An 18183-nucleotide genomic window follows, 5' to 3' on the forward strand; every position below is an offset into this window, starting at 1 on the left:
GCCGCTTGCGTTCTGCCCTTTAATGCGGGAGCGACAAACCCGTTCGCACCAGGTGTCCGCCGATGTGGAATCGCCCTAGGTTCGATCTCAAGATTCGCCTGACGTTGCGCGTGGCCGCGATATCGGCTGCCTGCTTCGCCGCGATTTCCGCCTATTTCCTCGTGACGGCCGACCGCGCCGCGTATGCGCGCATCGACAGTATCGCCGCCATCGTGGCGAAGTCGCTGGAGTTGCAACAGGGCAAGGTCCAGTGGGTGGCCAGCCCGCGCTCGGACTTTCCGAACCTCGATCCTGTTTCCGCCTATGTGATGACGCCCGGCCTGTGTCTGGCATTCCGCGGCACGAGCGGCGACATCCTCCAGCGCTTCTGTAGCGGCGCGCCTGCCCCGGCGAGTCCGCCGCCGCAGGCCTTCACCGCCTTCTACCGCAGCCTGTTCGACCCCGGCCGCGAGGCGGCACGGCCCGTGATCGTGCGCGGAACGAAGCTCGGCGAGACCGTGGTCTCGGTCGATGCGGCCGTGCAGACGGCCGAGGCCTGGCACGAGGCCGGTCGCCTGATGATCGCGCTTGCGATCGCGCTGCCGCTGCTCTGCGCGCTGGTCTATGCTGCGCTGGCCCGCGCCCTGCGCCCCACCCGCATGATCGGCAACGGTCTCGAGCGCATCGCTGCCGGCGATCTCACGACGCGGCTGCCGCCGTTCGACCTCGCCGAGCTCTCCGCCATCCGCGACGTCTTCAACCATCTCGCCGAAAGCCTCGACACCGCGCTTGCCGAACGCAACGAGCTGACGCGGAAGCTGATCGCGCTCCAGGACGAGGAGCGCCGCCATCTCGCGCGCGAGCTGCATGACGAGTTCGGCCAGTCGCTCGCCGCCATCCGCGCGCTTGCCGCGTCCGCCCGCCAGACTGCGGCGCAGGACTGTCCCGCCTTGCTCGGAGAGTGCGACGGCATTGCCCGGACCGCGACCGGAATGATGGAGACGTTGCGCGGCGCGCTGTTCCGGTTGCGGCCGCCCGATGTCGACGAGCTCGGCCTCGTCGCGAGCCTCGAAGGACTGGTGTCGGGGTGGAACGGCCGCAGCCGCGGCCAGACCCGCTTCGATATCCGGTTCGACGGTGCCTTCGAGAGCGTGCCTGCCTCGGTCAGCGCCAATCTCTACCGCATCGTGCAGGAGGCGCTCACCAACGCGGCCAAGCACGCCGGCGCAACGAAGGTCAGCCTGCATCTGGCGATGGCCGACAATGAGATCGCGCTCGCGATCGAGGATGACGGCCGGCCGAACGAGGCTGCCGCCAGATCCGGTATGGGCCTGCTCGGCATGCGCGAGCGCGTCGCCGCGCTTCGCGGCCGGCTGAGCTTCGAGACCGGCCCTCACGGCTCGGCGCTGCGCGTGTTCATTCCGCTCGCGGCCGACGATCGGCAGGCGCTGGAGCACGCGGCATGAGCGCGGCCGACGCCACCATCCTGCTGGTGGACGACCATTCCGTCGTCCGCGAAGGCTACCGCTCCGTGCTCCAGAAGCAGCCGGGCTTGCGCGTCGTCGCCGAGGCGGCCGACGGCGCGGAGGCCTACCGGCTGTACAAATCCGAGGCGCCCGACCTCGTCATCATGGACCTCAGCATGCCCGGCATCGGCGGCATCGAGGCCGTCAGACGGATCAGGCAGTGGGACAAGACGGCACGGATCCTCATCTTCACCATGCACGAGAATGCCGGCTTTGCCGTGCAGGCGATCCGCGCCGGTGCGAGGGGTTACGTCACCAAGACCAGCCCGCCCGAGACGCTGGTGCGCGCGGTCAAAGACGTGCTCGCCGGCAAGATCGCGATCAGCCCCGACATCGACCACGAGCTTGCGCTCAGCCGCATCAGCGGCGAGAGTTCGGCCGCCGACGTGCTGACGCCGCGCGAATTCGAGGTGTTGCGGCTGCTGCTCGCCGAGAACACGACGGAGGAGATCGCCGAGACGCTGCATGTCAGCCCGAAGACGGTGGCGAACCTGCATTCGCTGATCAAGGACAAGCTCGGCGTCGGCTCCGACATCGAGCTGGTCCGCCTGGCACTGCGCCAGGGACTGTTGACCGAGGTCTGATCGCCGTTGCCTTACGGCTCCAGCCGCGCTCCGTCAGGGGAGAACGCCTCCACGGCGTCACCGATCCTGAACGACATCATGTCACGGCCGACGAGCAACGGCCCCTTGTAAGTGGTGCGCGTGCGCAGGATCAGCGGCTCCTCGGGAATGTCGGGCGCGGGCTTCACCGTGCCGAACACGATGTGGGAGTAGACGGCAAGCTTTGGCCTGGACGAGGTAAAGATGCTGCCGGCCTCTTCCGGAGAGGTGTGGTGAGCCTGGATGTCCTTATAGACGGGATTCTTGGCCAGCAGCTCCGGCTCGATGACCGCGACCTCGTGGATCAGCAGGTCGGCGCCCTCGGCCGCCTTCGCGATGCGCTCATCGTACTTGGTGTCGCCCGACAACACGACCTTGTGGCCGCCATATTCGACGATGTAACCGAACGACGGCCTGATCTTCTCGCCGTGGTTCACCTCGATCGCGGTGACCGTCACGCCGTTGTTCTCATAGACCCGCCCGGCTTCGATATCCTTTGCCGCGAACGTGATCGCTACGGGATCGAGATGCTCGTCATCGATGCGGATGCGGACGTCGTCGGCGAAAGCTTTGGTGAGGTTTTCCGTCATGGCGACGGTTCCCTTCGGGCCATAGAGCTTCATCGGCCCCTTACGCGAAGCCCAGGGCGTGGCAAGCCACCCTGTCAGCCAAATGTCGGGAAGGCCGACGACGTGGTCCGAGTGCAGATGCGTGATGAAGTTCGCGGTGATCGCGCCGAGTGGAATCTTCAGCTTGTAGAGCTGGATGGTCGCGCCGCGGCCGAGATCGAACAGCAATTTTTCGCTCCCTGCCTCCACGAGCGTCGACGCGCTGAAACTGGTCGGTCGCGGCGTCGGCACGCCCGTGCCGAGCAGCGTCACCTTCATCGGTTCGGCGGAAGCGACCGTGGTGAACGCGAGCAGCACAAGGCCCGCCCGCAGGAGCGTTTTGAGCATATTTCCTCTTCCTGAGTGTTGGATTGTTGCCGCGGCTCATTCGCGCGCGATCACCTGGTCCAGCCATGCGCAGTTGAGCGGTGGCACGCGCGGGTCGGCGACGCGCACGCCGCGCGCGGCCGCATCTAGTCGCATGTCGCGCAAGCGCTTGCGCTGCTCCTCGGGCATATGGAGCCGCTCGTGGCCCCATAGCGAGGGCCCATCAAAGGTCTCGTGCGGCTGCCAGGTCTCGGGATCGATCACGCGCCCGCCCCAGCCGTATTCGATGAAGAAGCCGGACGGCGTATTTACGTAGAACGAGGTCATGTGGTCATTGGTGTGCCGGCCGAGCGTATAGGCGATGCGCCCCTCGTCCAACTGCGCGAGGTCGTAGCCCTGTCCGACGTCATCGGGACTGCCGAGCTCCACCATGAAGTGATGCATCGCCTTCCGCCCCGAGCCGACCATCGCAAAGGAGTGGTGGCGGCCATTGACGTGGAAGAAATAGAGCCCGTACGGCTTCAGCCCGAAATCGGAGACGTGAAAGCCGAGCACGTCGCGATAGAACGGCAACAGAGGCTCGACATCTTCCACATTGAGCACGACATGCCCCATGCCGAGCGCGCCGGTGCGGAAGCCCGAGATCGGACGGCCCGGCTTGAAGGGCTCGCTCGCAAGCTCCGGCTTGCAAAACGCTTCCAGCCGGTTGCCGGCGGGATCGGCAAACGCGATCAGCTCGGCGACATGCCGCTCGTCAGCGAGCGCGCGCGAGCCTCGGACCACCCCGATGCCATGGCTTTCCAGCCGTCCCGCCAACCGGTCCAGTTCGGCAGTCGAAGGAACCTCCCATCCCATCACCGCAAGGCCGGCATCGCTGCCACCATCGACGATCAAGCGCTGCTTGCGGTCGTCCATGCGGAAGGCGCGCATCTTGCCGCCGCGATCGACCTGCTGCATGCCGAGCAGCCCGGTCGCCATCCGGCTCCACTGGTCGAGCTGGGATGAATTGATCCCGATATAGCCGAGCGCTGTAATTTCCATCGACGTCCTCCCGAGGGCATCGCGATCGCCCCAGTGCGGCGAGCTTGATACCGGCCGCGCGCGATCCTACGGTGGCGTTCCGCAATCGCTTCGCGTTCGCAACGACGATAGCCGCGCCGCGATGTGCCACAAGGGAGGAAATACGAAGTGTCCAAGGAGCGGACGCGGAACGGCCAGCCCCGGCAGTCCGAGGGCGTTCGCGCCTTCAAGCGCGGGCTCGACGTGCTGCACGAAGTCAACCGCTCCGGCGGCATCCGCGCCGGCGACGTCGCCCGCGCGCTCGACCTGCCCCGCCCCACCGTCTACCGCCTGCTCGAAACGCTGGAGGAACTCGGCTACATCGCCCGCAGCGCCAGCGACGACCGATTTCGAGTCACCCGGCGCGCGCTGAGCCTCGGCGACGGCTACGATCCTGGAGTGGTGATCTGCCAGGCGGCGGCGCCTTATCTTGCCGATCTCAGCAAAAAACTGGTCTGGCCGGTCGATCTCTCCACCTATGAGAACGCGGCGATGGTGGTGCAGGAGACCACACACTCTCGCAGCCCGCTCTCGATCGACCGCGGCATGATCGGCAAGCGCCTGCCGATGCTGCGCACGTCTGCGGGCCGAGCCTATCTCGCCGCCTGCCCCGCGCGCGAACGCGATCTGATCGTCAATCATCTGCGCCGGATCGACGAAGCCGACGACCGCCCCTTCCTCGACCAGGGCCGGCTCGACCGCATGGTCGCCGAGACTGCCGCACGAGGTTACGCGATCCGTAGCGAGGGCGAGTTCAATCCCAAGACGGCTTCGATTGCCGTTGCCATCGTGCGCAATGGTGTGGTGTTCGGCTGCATCTCCATCATCTGGATCCGCTCGGCTCTCGGGATCGAGGAAGCGGTGACGCAGTTCGTGGGACAACTTCAGGAGTCGGCATCCGCCATTCCGGTCGAGGTGTAGCGCGGCCCGTATGTCGACGCCTTCAAGTCCGGCCATGACGACCTTCCCCTATGTCCGTCCGCTGGGCGGACACTTGGCGCGGCGGCGTTGATGCTGCGGCGCGGCTTGGGGAAGAGATAGCCCCATGCAAGATAAATCCACCGCTGAAGACTTCGACGTCGTGATCGTCGGCCGCGGGCCGGTCGGCGCCGCGCTCGCCAACCTGCTCGGCCTGTGCGGCGTACGAACGCTGGTATTGGAGCGCGAGGCGCGGACCTATCATTTGCCGCGAGCGGTGCATTTCGACGACGAATGCATGCGCGTGTTCCAGACCATCGGGCTTGCCGACACGATCCTGCCGCATGTCATCCTCAGTCCCGGCATGCTCTTTCTCGATGCCGCCGGTCGCATGCTGCTGGAATGGTCTCGTCCACAGACGCTGACGCCGATGGGCTGGCATCTCAGCTACCGCTTCCACCAGCCGGATCTGGAGGACGTGTTGATCGGCGGGCTCGCCCGCTGGCCACACGTCACCCTGCGTAATCGCTGCGATGTGTTCGCGCTGGAGCAGGACGAGACTGGCGTGCGCGTCCGCTACGAAGACCTCTCCAACGGGAAGCTCACCGAAGTCCGCACCGGCTATGTGATCGGCTGCGATGGTGCCCGCTCGCTGGTGCGCCGCTTCATCGGCTCAGGCATGGAGGATCTCGGCTTCCACGAGCGCTGGCTGGTGATCGACGTCCTGCTCAAGCGCGAGCGCGACGATCTCGGCGACTACAGCCTTCAGCATTGCGACCCGCGCCGGCCGGCGACCTACGTGCGCGGCACCGGTACGCGGCGGCGCTGGGAGATCACGGTCCTCCCCGACGAGGATTCCCAGGAGGTCGCGCAGCCCGCGAAGGTGTGGGAGCTGTTGTCGCGCTGGATCACTCCCGACGATGCCGAGATCGAGCGCGCCGCGGTCTACACGTTTCATTCCGTCATCGCGCAGCAATGGCGGAACGATCGACTGCTGCTCGCGGGCGATTCTGCACACCAGACGCCGCCCTTTCTCGGCCAGGGCATGTGCGCCGGCATCCGCGATGCCGCCAACCTCGCCTGGAAGCTTGCCGCGGTCATTCGCGACGGCGCCCCGCCCCCCCTGCTCGACACCTATCAGAGCGAGCGCCAGCCGCATGTGCGCGAGTTCATCGAGCTCGCCATTCGCCTCGGCGGCGTCATCAACACCAAGGCGATCGAGGCCGGCCTTGCCGCCGGCGAGGTGCGCGAAAATGCGCCGGTCAAGCTGGAGGTGAAAAAGCCCCTGCTCGGCCCCGGGCTCGCGCTCGGCGATCTGCCTCTCGCCGGACATCTCGCGCCGCAGTTCGCGCTGCGAGACGGCAGCCGCGGTGACGACCGGATCGGCTACAGCCATGTCCTGCTCGTCGAGAGCTCGGCCACGCTCCCTTCGCGTCCCGCTCATTCACTGCCGGGAATCAAGATCCTGACCAGCAATGATGCCGAGGGTGTCGGCCCTTGGCTGCGCGAGCACGGCATCATCGCCGCCGTCGTTCGCCCCGACCGCTACATCCGCGGCACCGCCCGTAACGAGACCGAGCTCGACCGGCTCATGGCCGCCATCACGCCTCCAACCCACGTGCCGTCCGCGGCCTGAGCGAACATCCCAAGGATACCCCATGAAGCTGCTCTCTTTCATCGCCAACGGCCGCACCTCGTTCGGAGCCGTCAAGGACAATGGCGTCGTCGATCTGGGCTCGCGCATGACGGGCTGCACAACGCTACGACAGTTGCTTGAAGCTGGCCGCGTCGCCGAAGCGGCCAAGCTTGCAGCCTCCACTGCCCCCGATCATCCGCTCGACAGCATCACCTTCGCACCCGTGATCCCCGATCCCGGCAAGATCATCTGCGTCGGTCTCAACTATCGCGACCACGTGGTCGAGACCGGCCGCACCGTCACCGAGAAGCCGGCTCTGTTCGTTCGCTTCCCATGTAGCCAGGTCGGCCATCTCCAGTCCATTGTGAAACCGAAGGTCAGCGACGATTTCGACTATGAAGGCGAGCTCGCGCTCGTCATCGGCAAGGAGGGCCGTCACATTCCCGCCGGCCGCGCGCTCGACCACGTCGCCGGTTATGCCTGCTACAACGAAGGCAGCATCCGCGACTGGCAGCGCCACACCAGTCAATTCCTCGCCGGCAAGACCTTTGCCGAGAGCGGCAGTTTCGGTCCGTGGCTGGCGACGACGGACGAGATTCCCGATCCGTCAAAGCTCACTTTGCAGACCCGGCTGAACGGCAACGTCGTGCAGGACACCACAACGGATCTCCTGATCACCGCCATCCCCGAGCTGATCGCCTACATCTCCACCATCTGCCCGCTCGTGCCCGGCGACGTCATCGTCACGGGCACGCCGGGCGGTGTCGGCGCCAAGCGCACGCCGCCGCTCTGGATGCGCCCCGGCGACACCGTCGAGGTCGAGATTTCCGGCATCGGCACCTTGCGCAACACGGTGATCGCCGAACCGGCCTGACCGTCAAGACCGATCAATCAACGATAAACTCAGGAAACGCCATGGGCATGACCCGCACCGCCTCCGCCGCCACCCTGCTGATGACACTCGCGCTCGCCGGCTCCGCTGCGCGGGCCGAAATCAAGGGCGACGCCATCCGCATCGGCGTGCTCACCGACATGAACGGCGTATTCGCGACCGCGATGGGTCCGGGCTCGGTCGAGGCGGCGCGCATGGCGGCGGAGGAGTTCGGCGGCAAGATCAACGGCAAGCCGATCGAGATCCTGCAGGCCGATCACCAGAACAAGCCGGATCTCGCGGCATCCCTCGCGCGAAAGTGGTTCAGCGACGGGGTCCAGGCAATCGCCGATGGCGGCAGCTCCGGCGCGGCGCTGGCGGTGCAAGAGCTGGTGCGCGGCAACGGCAAGATCTTCCTCGTCTCCGGCGCCGGCGCAAACCAGCTCACTGATGAAGCCTGCGCGCCGACCAGTGTGCAATGGACCCAGGACGCCTATTCCACCGCAACGGCAGTCGTCTCCGGCATCATGCAGACCAGCAAGGAGCCGTGGTTCTTCATCACCGGCGACTACGCGTTCGGCCATTCGATCGAGGCGACCGCCCGCGACCGCATCGCCGCGCTCGGCGGCAAGGTCGCCGGCAGCGTGAAGGCCCAGCTCGGCACGCCCGACTACAGTTCGTTCCTGCTCCAGGCGCAGTCGTCCGGCGCCAGGATCCTCGCCATCAACGTCGCCGGCGACAACGCCACCGCGATCAAGCAGGCCGAGGAATTCGGGCTCGCAGATCAGGGCATGAAGATCGTGCCGATGTCGTTCCAGAATGTCGACATCGAGTCCGTGGGCTTGAAAGCGACGCGCGGTGATCTCATCGTCACCTCGTTCTTCGAGGACGTCTCGCCCGCCGCCCGAAAATTCTCGGATGCATTCTATGGGCGGCGCAAGGCGATGCCCTCGCAGATCCAGGCCGGCGTCTACTCCGCCGTGCGCCACTATCTGCAAGCGATCAAGGACACCGATTCCGACGACAGCGCGACCGTGATGGCGAAGATGAAGGCAACCCCGGTGTCAGATGCCTACACGCCCAACGGCCGCATTCGCGAGGACCAGCGCATGGTGCACGATCTCTATCTGGTTCAGGTCAAGACGCCGGAGGAATCAAAAGGCCCGTGGGATTTCGTCAAGCTGGTCGCAACGATCCCGCCCGACCAGGCCTTTCGTCCGCTCGACCGCAGCAAGTGCGGCCTGGTCGGCAAATAATCGCTAGGCCAGATAGCGCGTAAGATAGCCTTCCATCGCGTAGAGCGCACAGAGCGCGAGGCTCGACCACACCGCGGCACTGAAATACAGGAACATCCAGGTCAGCTCGCCCTTCCAATGCGCGATGTCGTGGGTCACGACCCAACGCGTCGAAACGTCGTGCAGGCCCTCGAGAAAGCCGAGGAACCTGTTGCCCTCGGCATGCCCCGCCCGCCAGCGGCTGAGATACATCGGCACGTCGACGGTGATGAGGAAGGCGAGGAAGCAGGCGATGCCGACGACGCCTGACATCAGCGCCCAGCGTACCACGCCCTGGAATTCCGGCATCAGGCGGCACAGCGCGATGCCGGCGAGGAAGAAGGTCACCGCCCACAGCGAATTCTCGATCGCGTTGTAGAGATAGTTGGTGGTCACCACCGCGTACCATGAGAAGCACTCGGCGATGATGATCACCGGGACGATCATCCACGCTATGTTCACCACCGTTTCGGCGCCGGTCATGGTGCCGAGCTGATGCAGGATGATGGCCCATTGCGCCGCGAAGCAGACCTCGGCGACGGTCGCGACCGAGCGTCCCACGAAGACGCTCGATAGCCAGGTGTCGAACAGGCAGATGCGCTGCACGTCGGCGCGCGGCAGCACCGAGCGGAAGGCACAGCCGAACACATAGCCGGCGCACAGCAGGAACATCAGCCCGATGTCCGAGCCGCCACTGATGCTGCCCGCGACTGTCGGATAGAACTCCCGATAGAGCATGAACCAGACGAGAATATTGGCGCTGCTCACAAACGTGAGGGATCCCCACCACCACGCGAGGGGATTTGACCGCGCCTGCCACTGCAACATGAGCCGCTCCGCAAAATTATCGATCTGACATGCCGTCGTAATAATCCTGTCACAGGACGGCATGCAATCGCGACAAAAATCTGTTTGCCCGGTCGTTTGAGAGCTGCCTCTCACGGAAGTGTCCCAGGCATAGCCGCGTCCACATATCGGACAATATTTGCGCAATTGGCGAATCTATTGGACATCTGAGCTGTGGCTGTCTGATAATTAGGAATGGCCCCGACGAGCTCATCCAAGCCACGACATCCGCCCTCCTCCGCCGCAGCAGTGCTGGCGGACAGCGCCGACGACGCCGCTTTCGCCACAACGCTGGCAAAGGGGCTCGTCGTGATCGAGGCGTTCAAGGCCGGGAGCACGCTGCTCGGCAACATGGAGCTGTCGACATTGACGGGCATTCCGCGGCCGACAGTGGCGAGGCTGACCCATACGTTGGCCGAGCTCGGCTATCTCCGTTACGACGCCGAACGGTCGAAGTACCGCGTCGGTGCGCGGGCTCTGCGGATGGCGCATCCCCTGCTCGCCGGAATGCAATTCCGCCAGGTGGCGCGGCCGATGATGCAGGAGCTGGCGCACAGCGTCCGCGGCACGGTCTCGATCGGCCTGCTCGATGCCACCTCGATGATTTATGTGGAGACCGCGCGCTCCGGCGATGTCGGCCCGCACGTGCCCGACATCGGCATGCCCATTCCCGTCGTGATGACCGCCATGGGCCGCGCCGCGGCGTCGACCTTGCCGCCGGCCGATGCAGACCGGCTGGAACGGAACATCGCCGCCGAAGACGCCGGGCTGTGGTCGACGTTCCGGGACAAATACCGCGCCGGGATCGCGCAATGCAAAAACCGCGGCTTCTGCACCTGCTGGGGCGAGTACATGGCCTCGATCCATGCCGTCGCCGCGCCGCTGTTTCATGCAAGCGAATCGAAGCAGTCGTTCTCGATCAATTGCGGCATCCCCGCCTTCCGGCTCCAGCCAGGTCAGCTCGAGGGCGAGATCGGTCCGCGCATCGCGGCGCTCGCCGACAGCATCCGCGCCATCGTCGGGCAGGCCGAGCCCACGACGACGACGCGCAAGACCAAGAAAATCACAAGCGCCGGGACATGACATGGCTGGGCCGCTCGAAGGATTGAAGGTTCTCGACATCGCAACGATCATCGCCGCGCCGTTCGCCGCCACGCTGCTGGCCGACTACGGCGCGGACGTGCTCAAGATCGAGATGCCCGGGCACGGTGACGGCGTGCGGTCGTTTCCACCGTTCAAGGACGGCAAGCCACTGTGGTGGAAGGCCGCCAACCGCAACAAGAAGTTTGCCACGCTCGACCTGCGCACGCCGGAAGGGCTTGCGCTGTTCAAGCAGCTCCTTCCCCGCTTCGACGTGCTGGTCGAGAATTTTCGTCCGGGAACGCTGGATCGCTGGGGCCTTTCTAGGGAGGTGCTGTGGTCGATCCAGCCGCGCCTCGTGATTCTGCGCGCCACCGCCTTCGGGCAGGACGGCCCCTATCGCGACCGCCCCGGCTTTGCCCGCATCTTCGAGGCCATGGGCGGCCTCACCTACATCACCGGCGAGCGCGAGGCCGAGCCGACCCATCCCGGCTACCCGATCGGGGATTCGATCGGCGGCCTGTTCGGCGCCGTCGGCGTGCTCGCGGCGCTATGGAAGCGGGCACGCGATCCGCATGCGCCGGGCGAGGAGATCGATCTCGCGCTGACCGAAGCAGTGTTTCGCCTGCTCGATGTGCTCGCCATCGAGCATGACCAGCTCGGCGCCGTTCGAGAGCGCATCGGCAACGCCAACGGCTATTCGGCGCCGGCCGCCGTGTTTCGCACCGGCGACGATCACTGGGTGACGCTCGCAGGTTCGACCAACGCGCTTTTCGCCGCGAATTGCCGGGCGATCGGCCGGCCCGACCTTGTCGACGATCCGCGCTTTGCCACCAACGACCAGCGCGTCAAGCACGCCGCCGAGCTCAACGGCATCTTCGCGGCCTGGTGCGCCGCGCATCCCCTTGACGAGGTCCTCGCGAGGTTCAACGCCGCGCAGGGAACCCTCGCGCCGATCTATTCGATCGATCAGATCGCCGCCGACCCGCAAGTGCAGGCGCGCGAGGGGATCACCCGCGTTGCCGACCGGGATTTCGGCACGGTTGCCATGACCAATGCCGTTCCTCGCTTCACCGTCGATCCCGCGCGATTGCGTCACGCCGCGGGCGACGTCGGCCAGGACAATGACGAGGTGTTCCGGGACTGGCTCGGCCTGTCGGACCACGAGATCGAACGGCTCACCCAACGAAAGGTGATCTGACGTCGCAAGAAGACCAACGACACAAGAAGACCAACAACAAGAGGGAGGACGACAACGGTGGCATCATTCAAGGTCACACGCCGAACCCTGCTGGGCACGATCGCAGGCGGCCTTGCAGCAGGATCAGGCTTGGCGGCGCATGCCGAGGACGCCTGGCCGTCGCGCATGGTGCGGCTGATCTCGCCCTACGGGCCAGGCGGCTCCAACGACATCTCGCTGCGCCTGCTGGCCGAGGAGTTCGGCCGCAGCCTGCGTCAGCAGTTCATCGTCGAGAACAAGCCGGGCGCCGGCACGCGCATCGCCAACGACATGGTCGCTCATGCGCCGGGCGACGGCTACACGATCCTGTACGTCGCGGCGCCCTACGCGACCGCCGAGGCGCTGTTCGGCAAGCTGACCTATGACCGCAAGGATCTGCAGCCGGTCGCGATGGTGGTGATCGCGCCGTTGTTCCTCATCATCAGTGCCGACGCCCCGTTCAAGACGCTGCCCGAGTTGATCGCCTACGGCAAATCGAAACCGGACGGGCTGACCTTCGCCTCTCCCGGCGCCGGCTCGCAGCCGCACCTCGCCGGAGAGCTCTTGTTCCGCGACGCCGGCGTCAAAGGGCTGAACATCCCGTTCCGGGGCGATGCGGCCTCCTACACCGAGCTGCTCGCCGGCCGCGTCGATGCGACGCTGACGGCGCTACCGACCGCCCTGCCCTACATCCAGAGCGGCAAGTTCATCGTGCTCGGCGTCGCCTCGGCCGAGCGCAGCGCGCTCTACCCGCAGGCGCCGACGCTGCGCGAGCAGGGCTTTCCCAACGTGGCCGCCGCCGGGTGGTACGGCTTCATGGCGCCGTCCACGACGCCGCGTGCGATCGTCGACAAGCTCCAGGCCGAGGTTCTGCGCGCGCTCGCCGAACCCGCAATCAAGGACAAGCTGACCGCCCAGGGCCTCGAAGTGCGTGCTGGCACTGGGGCCGAGTTCGGCCGGTTCATCGACAACGAGACGCAGAAGTGGACCAGGCTGATCCGCGACGCCGGCCTCAAGGGCGAATAGCAAGCGGGAGGGACAAGCACATGACAAGCACTCTTCTCAAGCGCGTCGCAGCTTCCGCGCTGCTTCTGGCGCTCTCGATCACGGCAGCGCAGGCGCAGAAGAAATACGACCCCGGCGCGTCCGATACCGCGATCAAGGTCGGTCAGACCGTGCCGCTCAGCGGCCCGGCATCGGCCTACGCCGTGATCGGCAAGACCCAGGCCGCCTACATGAAGATGATCAACGACCAGGGCGGCGTCAACGGCCGGAAGGTGGAGCTGATCCAGTATGACGACGCCTATTCGCCGCCGAAAACGGTCGAGCAGACCCGCAGGCTGGTCGAAAGCGACGAGGTGCTGCTGACGTTCCAGATCATCGGCACGGCGCCGAACGTCGCCGTACAGAAATATCTCAACGCCAGGAAAATCCCGCAGCTCTTCGCCGCGACCGGCGCGGCGCGCTTCACCGACCCGAAGAACTTCCCCTGGACCATGGGCTTCAACCCCTCCTACCTGGTCGAAGGCCGCATCTACGCGCAGTACCTGCTGAAGAACCACCCGAACGCGAAGATCGGCGTGCTCTACCAGAACGACGACCTCGGCAAGGATTATCTCGCCGGCCTCAAGGCCGGCCTCGGCGAGAAGGCGAACATGGTCGTGGCCGAGACCTCCTACGAGATCACCGAGCCGACCATCGACTCGCAGATTTTGCGGTTGAAGGATGCGGGCGCCGACGTGCTGTTCAGCGCGACGACCCCGAAACAGGCGGCACAGGCGATCAAGAAGGTCGCCGAGATCGGCTGGAAGCCGCTGCACATCATCGACATCAACGCCTCCTCGGTCAGCGCCGTGCTCAAGCCCGCCGGCCTCGACAACTCCAAGGGCGTCGTCAGCGTCGGTTACGTCAAGGATGCCGCCGACCCCGAATGGAAGGACGATGCCGGCATGAAGCGCTATTTCGCCTTCATGGCCAAGTACTATCCTGAAGGCGACAAGGATTCGAACCTGAACGTCTACGGCTACATCACCGCGCAGCTGCTGGTGCAGGTGCTGAAGCAGTGCGGCGACGATCTCACCCGCGACAACGTCATGCGACAGGCGGCCAACCTCAAGAACGTCGAGCTCGACCTGACACTCCCGGGGATCTCGGTCACGACCTCGCCGACCGACTATCGGGTCAACAAGCAGTTCCAGATGGTGCAGTTCGACGGCCTGCGCTGGCAGAAGCTCGGAGACATCGTGACGGACGAGGCGAAGGAGTGAGGCGGCGAGACGCGAAAGCGGTCCCGGCGAGTTCTTCGCCGGGACCGCCTTGGCATCAACGCTTCATGCCCGCCACATAGGCGGCAAGCTTGTCCAGCGTCTGGTAGCCGTATTCGACGGCGCCGAAGCCGATCATGCCGTCGCGCTGCTCGCTGGTCGAGGCCAGCTGGCGCATCATCAGAACGGTCTTGCCGTTGCTCTGCTCGGCAAAGGTGACGGTGAAGCGGAACATGCCGGGATCATCGTCCTGGTCGAGGCCGTGATCCATCTCCATCAGAGAAGGCCGCTCGATGCGGCGGAATCGCATGCGGTTCGGGTACACCGTGCCGTCGGGCCCGATCATGTTGAAGCGCCAGACGCCGCCGACGCGCACGTCGATCTCGAAGGTCTCGACCTTGAATCCTTTCGGCCCGAACCATTGCGGCAGATGCTTCGGGTCGGACCACGCCTCGAACACCAGATCGCGCGGCGCGTCGATCACGCGCGACATCACGATCTCACGGTCGAGCGACCATTGCGACAGGGCGGGATTGGCAGACTTCGTCATCACTCGGAACCTTTCCGTTTGGTTGTTCGGGACGGCCGCTTGGCGCCGGCCCTCTCCTTCTCTTTCTTGAGTTTCATCACGTAGGCCTCGAACCGGTCGAGCCGCGCCTCCCACACCGCACGCTGCTGCTGGAACCAATCCTCCGCTCCGAGAAGCGCATCCGGACTGAGGCGGCAGGTGCGCACGCGGCCGGTTTTCTCCGACAGAACGAGCCCGCTCGTCTCCAGCACGTGGATGTGTTTCATGAGGCTCGGCAGCGCCATGTCGAAGGGATCGGCGAGTTCGCCGACCGACGCCTCGCCCGCGCAGAGCCGCATCACGATCGCCCGCCGCGTGGGATCGGCGAGCGCTGCGAAAACATGGTCGAGGCGGGACGATTGGTTAGCCATAAAGCTAACTATAGCGCCGCGGCCCTGCGCCGTCAATAATTGTTAGCTCACAAGCTAAGTATTTTGGCGGCGCAGTCGCCGCCTCAGACCGAGCGCGTCAGGCCGCCGTCGACGCGAATGTTCTGGCCGGTGATGTAGGCAGCGCCGTCGGAGGCCAGGAACGAAATCGTCGCCGCAACCTCTTCGACCTTGCCGTAACGCTTCAGCGGCACGCTGTCGCGGCGCGCGTCCAGCTGCGGCAGGCTGTCGATCCAGCCCGGCAGGACGTTGTTCATGCGAATGTTGTCCGCCGCATGCGTGTCGGTGAAGATCTTGGTGAAGGCGGCAAGGCCGGCGCGGAACACCGCCGAGGTCGGGAACATCGCGCTCGGCTCGAAGGCCCAGGCCGTCGAGATGTTGATGATGGCGCCGCCCTTCTGCGCCTGCATCACCGGCGTCACCAGCCGAGTCGGACGGATCACGTTCAGCAGATAGGTGTCGAGGCCGGCGTGCCACTGCTCGTCGGTAATCTCGGTGATGGGCGCACGCGGCCCGTGCCCGGCGCTGTTGACGAGCACGTCGATCCGCCCCCATTTCGCCATCGCGGCGTCGACCAGGCGCTTCAGATCGTCGTTCGACTGGTTCGAGCCTGTGACGCCGCAGCCGCCGAGCTCGGCGGCCAGCGCCTCGCCCTTGCCGGAGGACGACAGGATCGCGATGCGAAACCCGTCCGCTGCCAGCCGGCGCGCGGCCCCCGCCCCCATGCCGCTGCCGCCGGCGGTAACGAGCGCAACCTTCTCTGCTGCCATGACCGATCATCCCTGTGTTGAGGCGAGCCGCAGGCTCGGCCTATCATGGCGCCTTCTACAGCCAGACCTCGCGGCAGGTCCATGGTCGAAGGCATCCATCATGAGCGACTCGAGATGAGTGATCTGCAGATCCGCAATCTGCGCCCCGACGAAATCGCACTCGCCGTCGACTGGGCCGCGGCCGAGGGATGGAATCCGGGCCTGGCCGATGCCGCCTGCTTCGCCGTCCCCGATCCGCAAGGCTTCTTCGTCGGCGAGATCGACGGCGAGCCGGTCGCGACCGTCTCCTGCGTCAATTACGACGACCGCTTCGCCTTCCTCGGCTTCTACATCGTGCGCCAGTGCTTTCGCGGCGCGGGCCATGGCCTGCGCATCTGGAACGCAGCCATCGCGCATGCGGACGGGCGCGTGATCGGGCTCGACGGCGTCGTAGCGCAGCAGGACAATTACAAGAGGTCCGGCTTCCAGCTCGCTTACGCCAATATCCGCTATGGCGGCGTCGTGGGGGCGCCACCGAGACGACCTGCCGGCGTCGTCACCCTCGACAAGATCCCATTTGCAATCGTTGAAGCTGATGATGCCACCGTGTTCCCTGCCGCGCGCAGCACCTTCCTGCGCGCCTGGATCAACACACCAGGTCACGTCGGCCGCGCATTGCTGCGCGAGGGCAAGCTCGCCGCATGGGGCGTGATCCGTCCGTGCCGGACGGGCCATAAGATCGGCCCGCTCGTCGCCGACGATCGGGCGGCAGCGGAGGCGGTCATGCAGGCCTTGCTGGGAAGCACGAGCGGCGGCGACATTTTCCTCGACGTCCCCGCCGTCAACGGCGAAGCGATTGCGCTCGCGGAGTCGCTCTGCCTGAAGCCGGTGTTCGAGACGGCGCGGATGTACACCGGGCCGATCCCGCCACTTCACATCGACCGCGTCTTCGGCGTGACCAGCTTCGAGCTGGGCTAGTCAGTAGCAGCGCATGATGTTGACGGTGTGTTCGCTGCCGCCGCGGCCGGGCACTGTCACCTGCTCTGTCGGGCAGCTCGGCACATAGGGCCGGTTGGATGGCACGACGTTCGGCGGATAGCGATGCGTCCAGTCCCAGGGAACATCATAGGTGTAGGTGTAACGCACGTCGCTGGAGAGTGGCTGGGCGGCATCGACAAAGGGCTGGCTGTAGCCAGCGCCATCGTACAAGAAGCCGCCGCCGCCCGGCCAATAGACCCACGGAGCGCTGCGGCGATGGAACCGGGCGCCCGGCGCGATCGGCGGACGTGCTCCAACCGGCGGCGCGGTGGTGGCGACGCCGGGCGCCGCGGCCACGGCGGGTCCGGCAGAGCCGTCACTTGCAGTCAGGAGCAGCGCGGCTGCGCTGAGCGAGGCGAACAGCGCCCCATGTGATCTGGCAATCATGATACGCACCACACTCGTTTGGCTTCGCGATAGCGGCTCCCCGCAAGAGGCTAGGCCGGGCTGCCGCCCAGCCGCAAACATATCTTTAACTATTGGTTAAGGCACGCGATTAGCGGGGATCATGGTGCGGCAGAACGCCCGGGATTCTCATCTCGTTTCAGCCACTTCGTTCCGCGGCGGGCGCATCATAACCAGTTGATCGGAGTTGACCGCTCCTGGCCCATGCGTCCGGAACGCTCCCACATTGCAACCGTTGGCCCCCGACACAAGCAAGGAGCATCTCCAATGCAGAACAAGTCAAAACTCCTCTGCCTGATCACGGCATCGCTGGTCGCGGGCACTGCGGCCGCCTCGGCGCAGGGCTACGACTGGAGCGGCCGGTCCGTGGGCTGGGACCGCACGGCGCCCGCCTATGAACCAGTTCAGCCGCGCGCATACTATCCGGACGTGGCCGGGCCGTATGGCGCACTCAACGGCACCAACCATCCAACTCCGAGTTCGACGCAGGGTGATGTCGGCCCTGGCGGGAACAACAACGGCACGCTGACCGGCAGATATCGCTGGTAAGATTGCCTGACGCGAGGCCCACCGTCCGTAACGGGCGGTGGGCCTTCCTGCGTCAGCGGCCCTGCCGCCCGCGCAGCCGACCGCACCGGATCGCGTCTACGGGCACAATCCCTTGCGTTGCGCGACAGGCAAAACACCCAAGCCATCGGTCAAGACGCCTCGCCAAAAATATTCCGCTTTACCGAAATTCGGAAAGGGCGTATGTGTCGCCGCAACCCGGCCCATGGAAAAAGGGGCGTATCGCGATCGTCACGAACGCGGGCCGGGCGGCGGTGG

The 18183-nt window shown here is 65.7% G+C and carries 19 protein-coding genes; 12 read left to right on the plus strand and 7 right to left on the minus strand.

The features are described from left to right. Positions 1-62: 62 nt before the first annotated feature. The gene (locus FJV43_RS02210; RefSeq protein WP_239624315.1) at positions 63-1445 is read left to right on the plus strand and encodes a histidine kinase; all 1383 of its coding nucleotides are present in this window, start codon (positions 63-65) and stop codon (positions 1443-1445) included. After that, positions 1442-2089 (plus strand): response regulator transcription factor, encoded by a 648-nt coding sequence (locus FJV43_RS02215; RefSeq protein WP_131867745.1) that lies wholly within the window; start codon positions 1442-1444, stop codon positions 2087-2089. Before FJV43_RS02210 ends, FJV43_RS02215 begins: the two co-directional genes overlap by 4 nt. Before the next feature lie 11 nt (positions 2090-2100). Here the strand turns inward: FJV43_RS02215 and FJV43_RS02220 are convergent, their stop codons facing one another. Beyond that, positions 2101-3063 carry an MBL fold metallo-hydrolase gene (locus tag FJV43_RS02220; RefSeq protein ID WP_239624316.1) on the minus strand — a complete coding sequence of 321 codons (963 nt, stop codon included), beginning with the start codon at positions 3061-3063 and terminating at the stop codon, positions 2101-2103. A 36-nt stretch (positions 3064-3099) separates the two neighbouring features. Further along, entirely contained in the window at positions 3100-4083 is a 984-nt protein-coding gene (locus tag FJV43_RS02225; protein WP_239624318.1) for a VOC family protein, read from the minus strand. A 147-nt stretch (positions 4084-4230) separates the two neighbouring features. On the opposite strand from FJV43_RS02225, the gene FJV43_RS02230 reads away from it, so the two are divergent. The 4 genes from FJV43_RS02230 to FJV43_RS02245 all read left to right on the plus strand — a co-directional run bounded on the left by FJV43_RS02230 (position 4231) and on the right by FJV43_RS02245 (position 8782). Then, entirely contained in the window at positions 4231-5022 is a 792-nt protein-coding gene (locus tag FJV43_RS02230; RefSeq protein ID WP_239624319.1) for a DNA-binding transcriptional regulator, read from the plus strand. 124 nt (positions 5023-5146) lie between these two features. Continuing rightward, positions 5147-6655 (plus strand): bifunctional 3-(3-hydroxy-phenyl)propionate/3-hydroxycinnamic acid hydroxylase, encoded by a 1509-nt coding sequence (locus FJV43_RS02235; RefSeq protein WP_239624321.1) that lies wholly within the window; start codon positions 5147-5149, stop codon positions 6653-6655. Between the two features lie 22 nt (positions 6656-6677). After that, positions 6678-7529, plus strand: a complete 852-nt coding sequence (locus FJV43_RS02240; protein WP_239624323.1) for a fumarylacetoacetate hydrolase family protein — start codon at positions 6678-6680, stop codon at positions 7527-7529. Positions 7530-7570: 41 nt separating this feature from the next. Continuing rightward, positions 7571-8782 carry an ABC transporter substrate-binding protein gene (locus tag FJV43_RS02245; RefSeq protein ID WP_239624325.1) on the plus strand — a complete coding sequence of 404 codons (1212 nt, stop codon included), beginning with the start codon at positions 7571-7573 and terminating at the stop codon, positions 8780-8782. Positions 8783-8785: 3 nt separating this feature from the next. On the opposite strand, the gene FJV43_RS02250 is transcribed toward FJV43_RS02245, so the two are convergent. Beyond that, positions 8786-9628, minus strand: coding sequence for a hypothetical protein (locus FJV43_RS02250; RefSeq protein WP_239624326.1), 843 nt, complete (start codon positions 9626-9628; stop codon positions 8786-8788). 213 nt (positions 9629-9841) lie between these two features. Between FJV43_RS02250 and FJV43_RS02255 the strand changes: the two genes are divergently transcribed. From FJV43_RS02255 to FJV43_RS02270, 4 genes are read left to right on the plus strand one after another with little or no spacing between them, the layout of a single operon-like run. Further along, positions 9842-10729, plus strand: a complete 888-nt coding sequence (locus FJV43_RS02255; RefSeq protein WP_239624328.1) for an IclR family transcriptional regulator — start codon at positions 9842-9844, stop codon at positions 10727-10729. Between the two features lies 1 nt (position 10730). Next, positions 10731-11927 (plus strand): CaiB/BaiF CoA-transferase family protein, encoded by a 1197-nt coding sequence (locus FJV43_RS02260; protein ID WP_239624329.1) that lies wholly within the window; start codon positions 10731-10733, stop codon positions 11925-11927. Positions 11928-11984: 57 nt separating this feature from the next. Further along, entirely contained in the window at positions 11985-12971 is a 987-nt protein-coding gene (locus tag FJV43_RS02265) for a tripartite tricarboxylate transporter substrate binding protein (RefSeq protein ID WP_239624331.1), read from the plus strand. Between the two features lie 20 nt (positions 12972-12991). Then, the gene (locus tag FJV43_RS02270; RefSeq protein ID WP_239624333.1) at positions 12992-14212 is read left to right on the plus strand and encodes an ABC transporter substrate-binding protein; all 1221 of its coding nucleotides are present in this window, start codon (positions 12992-12994) and stop codon (positions 14210-14212) included. Positions 14213-14267: 55 nt separating this feature from the next. Here the strand turns inward: FJV43_RS02270 and FJV43_RS02275 are convergent, their stop codons facing one another. The 3 genes from FJV43_RS02275 to FJV43_RS02285 form a co-directional block, all read right to left on the minus strand. Beyond that, on the minus strand, positions 14268-14759 hold the full coding sequence (locus FJV43_RS02275; RefSeq protein ID WP_239624335.1) for an SRPBCC family protein: 492 nt from the start codon (positions 14757-14759) through the stop codon (positions 14268-14270). Continuing rightward, positions 14759-15148, minus strand: a complete 390-nt coding sequence (locus tag FJV43_RS02280) for a metalloregulator ArsR/SmtB family transcription factor (protein ID WP_239629815.1) — start codon at positions 15146-15148, stop codon at positions 14759-14761. Before FJV43_RS02280 ends, FJV43_RS02275 begins: the two co-directional genes overlap by 1 nt. An 83-nt stretch (positions 15149-15231) precedes the next feature. Beyond that, positions 15232-15936 carry an SDR family oxidoreductase gene (locus FJV43_RS02285; protein WP_239624337.1) on the minus strand — a complete coding sequence of 235 codons (705 nt, stop codon included), beginning with the start codon at positions 15934-15936 and terminating at the stop codon, positions 15232-15234. A 114-nt stretch (positions 15937-16050) separates the two neighbouring features. Between FJV43_RS02285 and FJV43_RS02290 the strand changes: the two genes are divergently transcribed. After that, positions 16051-16893, plus strand: coding sequence for a GNAT family N-acetyltransferase (locus FJV43_RS02290; RefSeq protein ID WP_239624339.1), 843 nt, complete (start codon positions 16051-16053; stop codon positions 16891-16893). Here FJV43_RS02290 and FJV43_RS02295 read toward each other — a convergent pair whose 3' ends face one another. Next, positions 16894-17340, minus strand: a complete 447-nt coding sequence (locus FJV43_RS02295) for a hypothetical protein (RefSeq protein WP_239624341.1) — start codon at positions 17338-17340, stop codon at positions 16894-16896. Between the two features lie 285 nt (positions 17341-17625). Between FJV43_RS02295 and FJV43_RS02300 the strand changes: the two genes are divergently transcribed. Next, a complete protein-coding gene (locus FJV43_RS02300; RefSeq protein WP_239624343.1) occupies positions 17626-17907 on the plus strand; it encodes a hypothetical protein in 282 nt (93 codons plus the stop codon). Positions 17908-18183 lie beyond the last annotated feature (276 nt).

It is taken from the genome of Bradyrhizobium sp. I71 (assembly GCF_022354745.1).
Lineage (GTDB): Bacteria > Pseudomonadota > Alphaproteobacteria > Rhizobiales > Xanthobacteraceae > Bradyrhizobium > Bradyrhizobium liaoningense.

Coding starts and splice junctions, on each gene's coding strand:
- FJV43_RS02270 (WP_239624333.1), top strand. CDS start 12,992: ATGACAAGCACTCTTCTCAAGCGCGTCGCAGCTTCCGCGCTGCTTCTG.
- FJV43_RS02220 (WP_239624316.1), bottom strand. CDS start 3,063: ATGCTCAAAACGCTCCTGCGGGCGGGCCTTGTGCTGCTCGCGTTCACC.
- FJV43_RS02260 (WP_239624329.1), top strand. CDS start 10,731: ATGGCTGGGCCGCTCGAAGGATTGAAGGTTCTCGACATCGCAACGATC.
- FJV43_RS02235 (WP_239624321.1), top strand. CDS start 5,147: ATGCAAGATAAATCCACCGCTGAAGACTTCGACGTCGTGATCGTCGGC.
- FJV43_RS02240 (WP_239624323.1), top strand. CDS start 6,678: ATGAAGCTGCTCTCTTTCATCGCCAACGGCCGCACCTCGTTCGGAGCC.
- FJV43_RS02210 (WP_239624315.1), top strand. CDS start 63: ATGTGGAATCGCCCTAGGTTCGATCTCAAGATTCGCCTGACGTTGCGC.
- FJV43_RS02280 (WP_239629815.1), bottom strand. CDS start 15,148: ATGGCTAACCAATCGTCCCGCCTCGACCATGTTTTCGCAGCGCTCGCC.
- FJV43_RS02285 (WP_239624337.1), bottom strand. CDS start 15,936: ATGGCAGCAGAGAAGGTTGCGCTCGTTACCGCCGGCGGCAGCGGCATG.
- FJV43_RS02295 (WP_239624341.1), bottom strand. CDS start 17,340: ATGATTGCCAGATCACATGGGGCGCTGTTCGCCTCGCTCAGCGCAGCC.
- FJV43_RS02275 (WP_239624335.1), bottom strand. CDS start 14,759: ATGACGAAGTCTGCCAATCCCGCCCTGTCGCAATGGTCGCTCGACCGT.
- FJV43_RS02225 (WP_239624318.1), bottom strand. CDS start 4,083: ATGGAAATTACAGCGCTCGGCTATATCGGGATCAATTCATCCCAGCTC.
- FJV43_RS02245 (WP_239624325.1), top strand. CDS start 7,571: ATGGGCATGACCCGCACCGCCTCCGCCGCCACCCTGCTGATGACACTC.
- FJV43_RS02300 (WP_239624343.1), top strand. CDS start 17,626: ATGCAGAACAAGTCAAAACTCCTCTGCCTGATCACGGCATCGCTGGTC.
- FJV43_RS02255 (WP_239624328.1), top strand. CDS start 9,842: ATGGCCCCGACGAGCTCATCCAAGCCACGACATCCGCCCTCCTCCGCC.
- FJV43_RS02250 (WP_239624326.1), bottom strand. CDS start 9,628: ATGTTGCAGTGGCAGGCGCGGTCAAATCCCCTCGCGTGGTGGTGGGGA.
- FJV43_RS02290 (WP_239624339.1), top strand. CDS start 16,051: ATGAGTGATCTGCAGATCCGCAATCTGCGCCCCGACGAAATCGCACTC.
- FJV43_RS02215 (WP_131867745.1), top strand. CDS start 1,442: ATGAGCGCGGCCGACGCCACCATCCTGCTGGTGGACGACCATTCCGTC.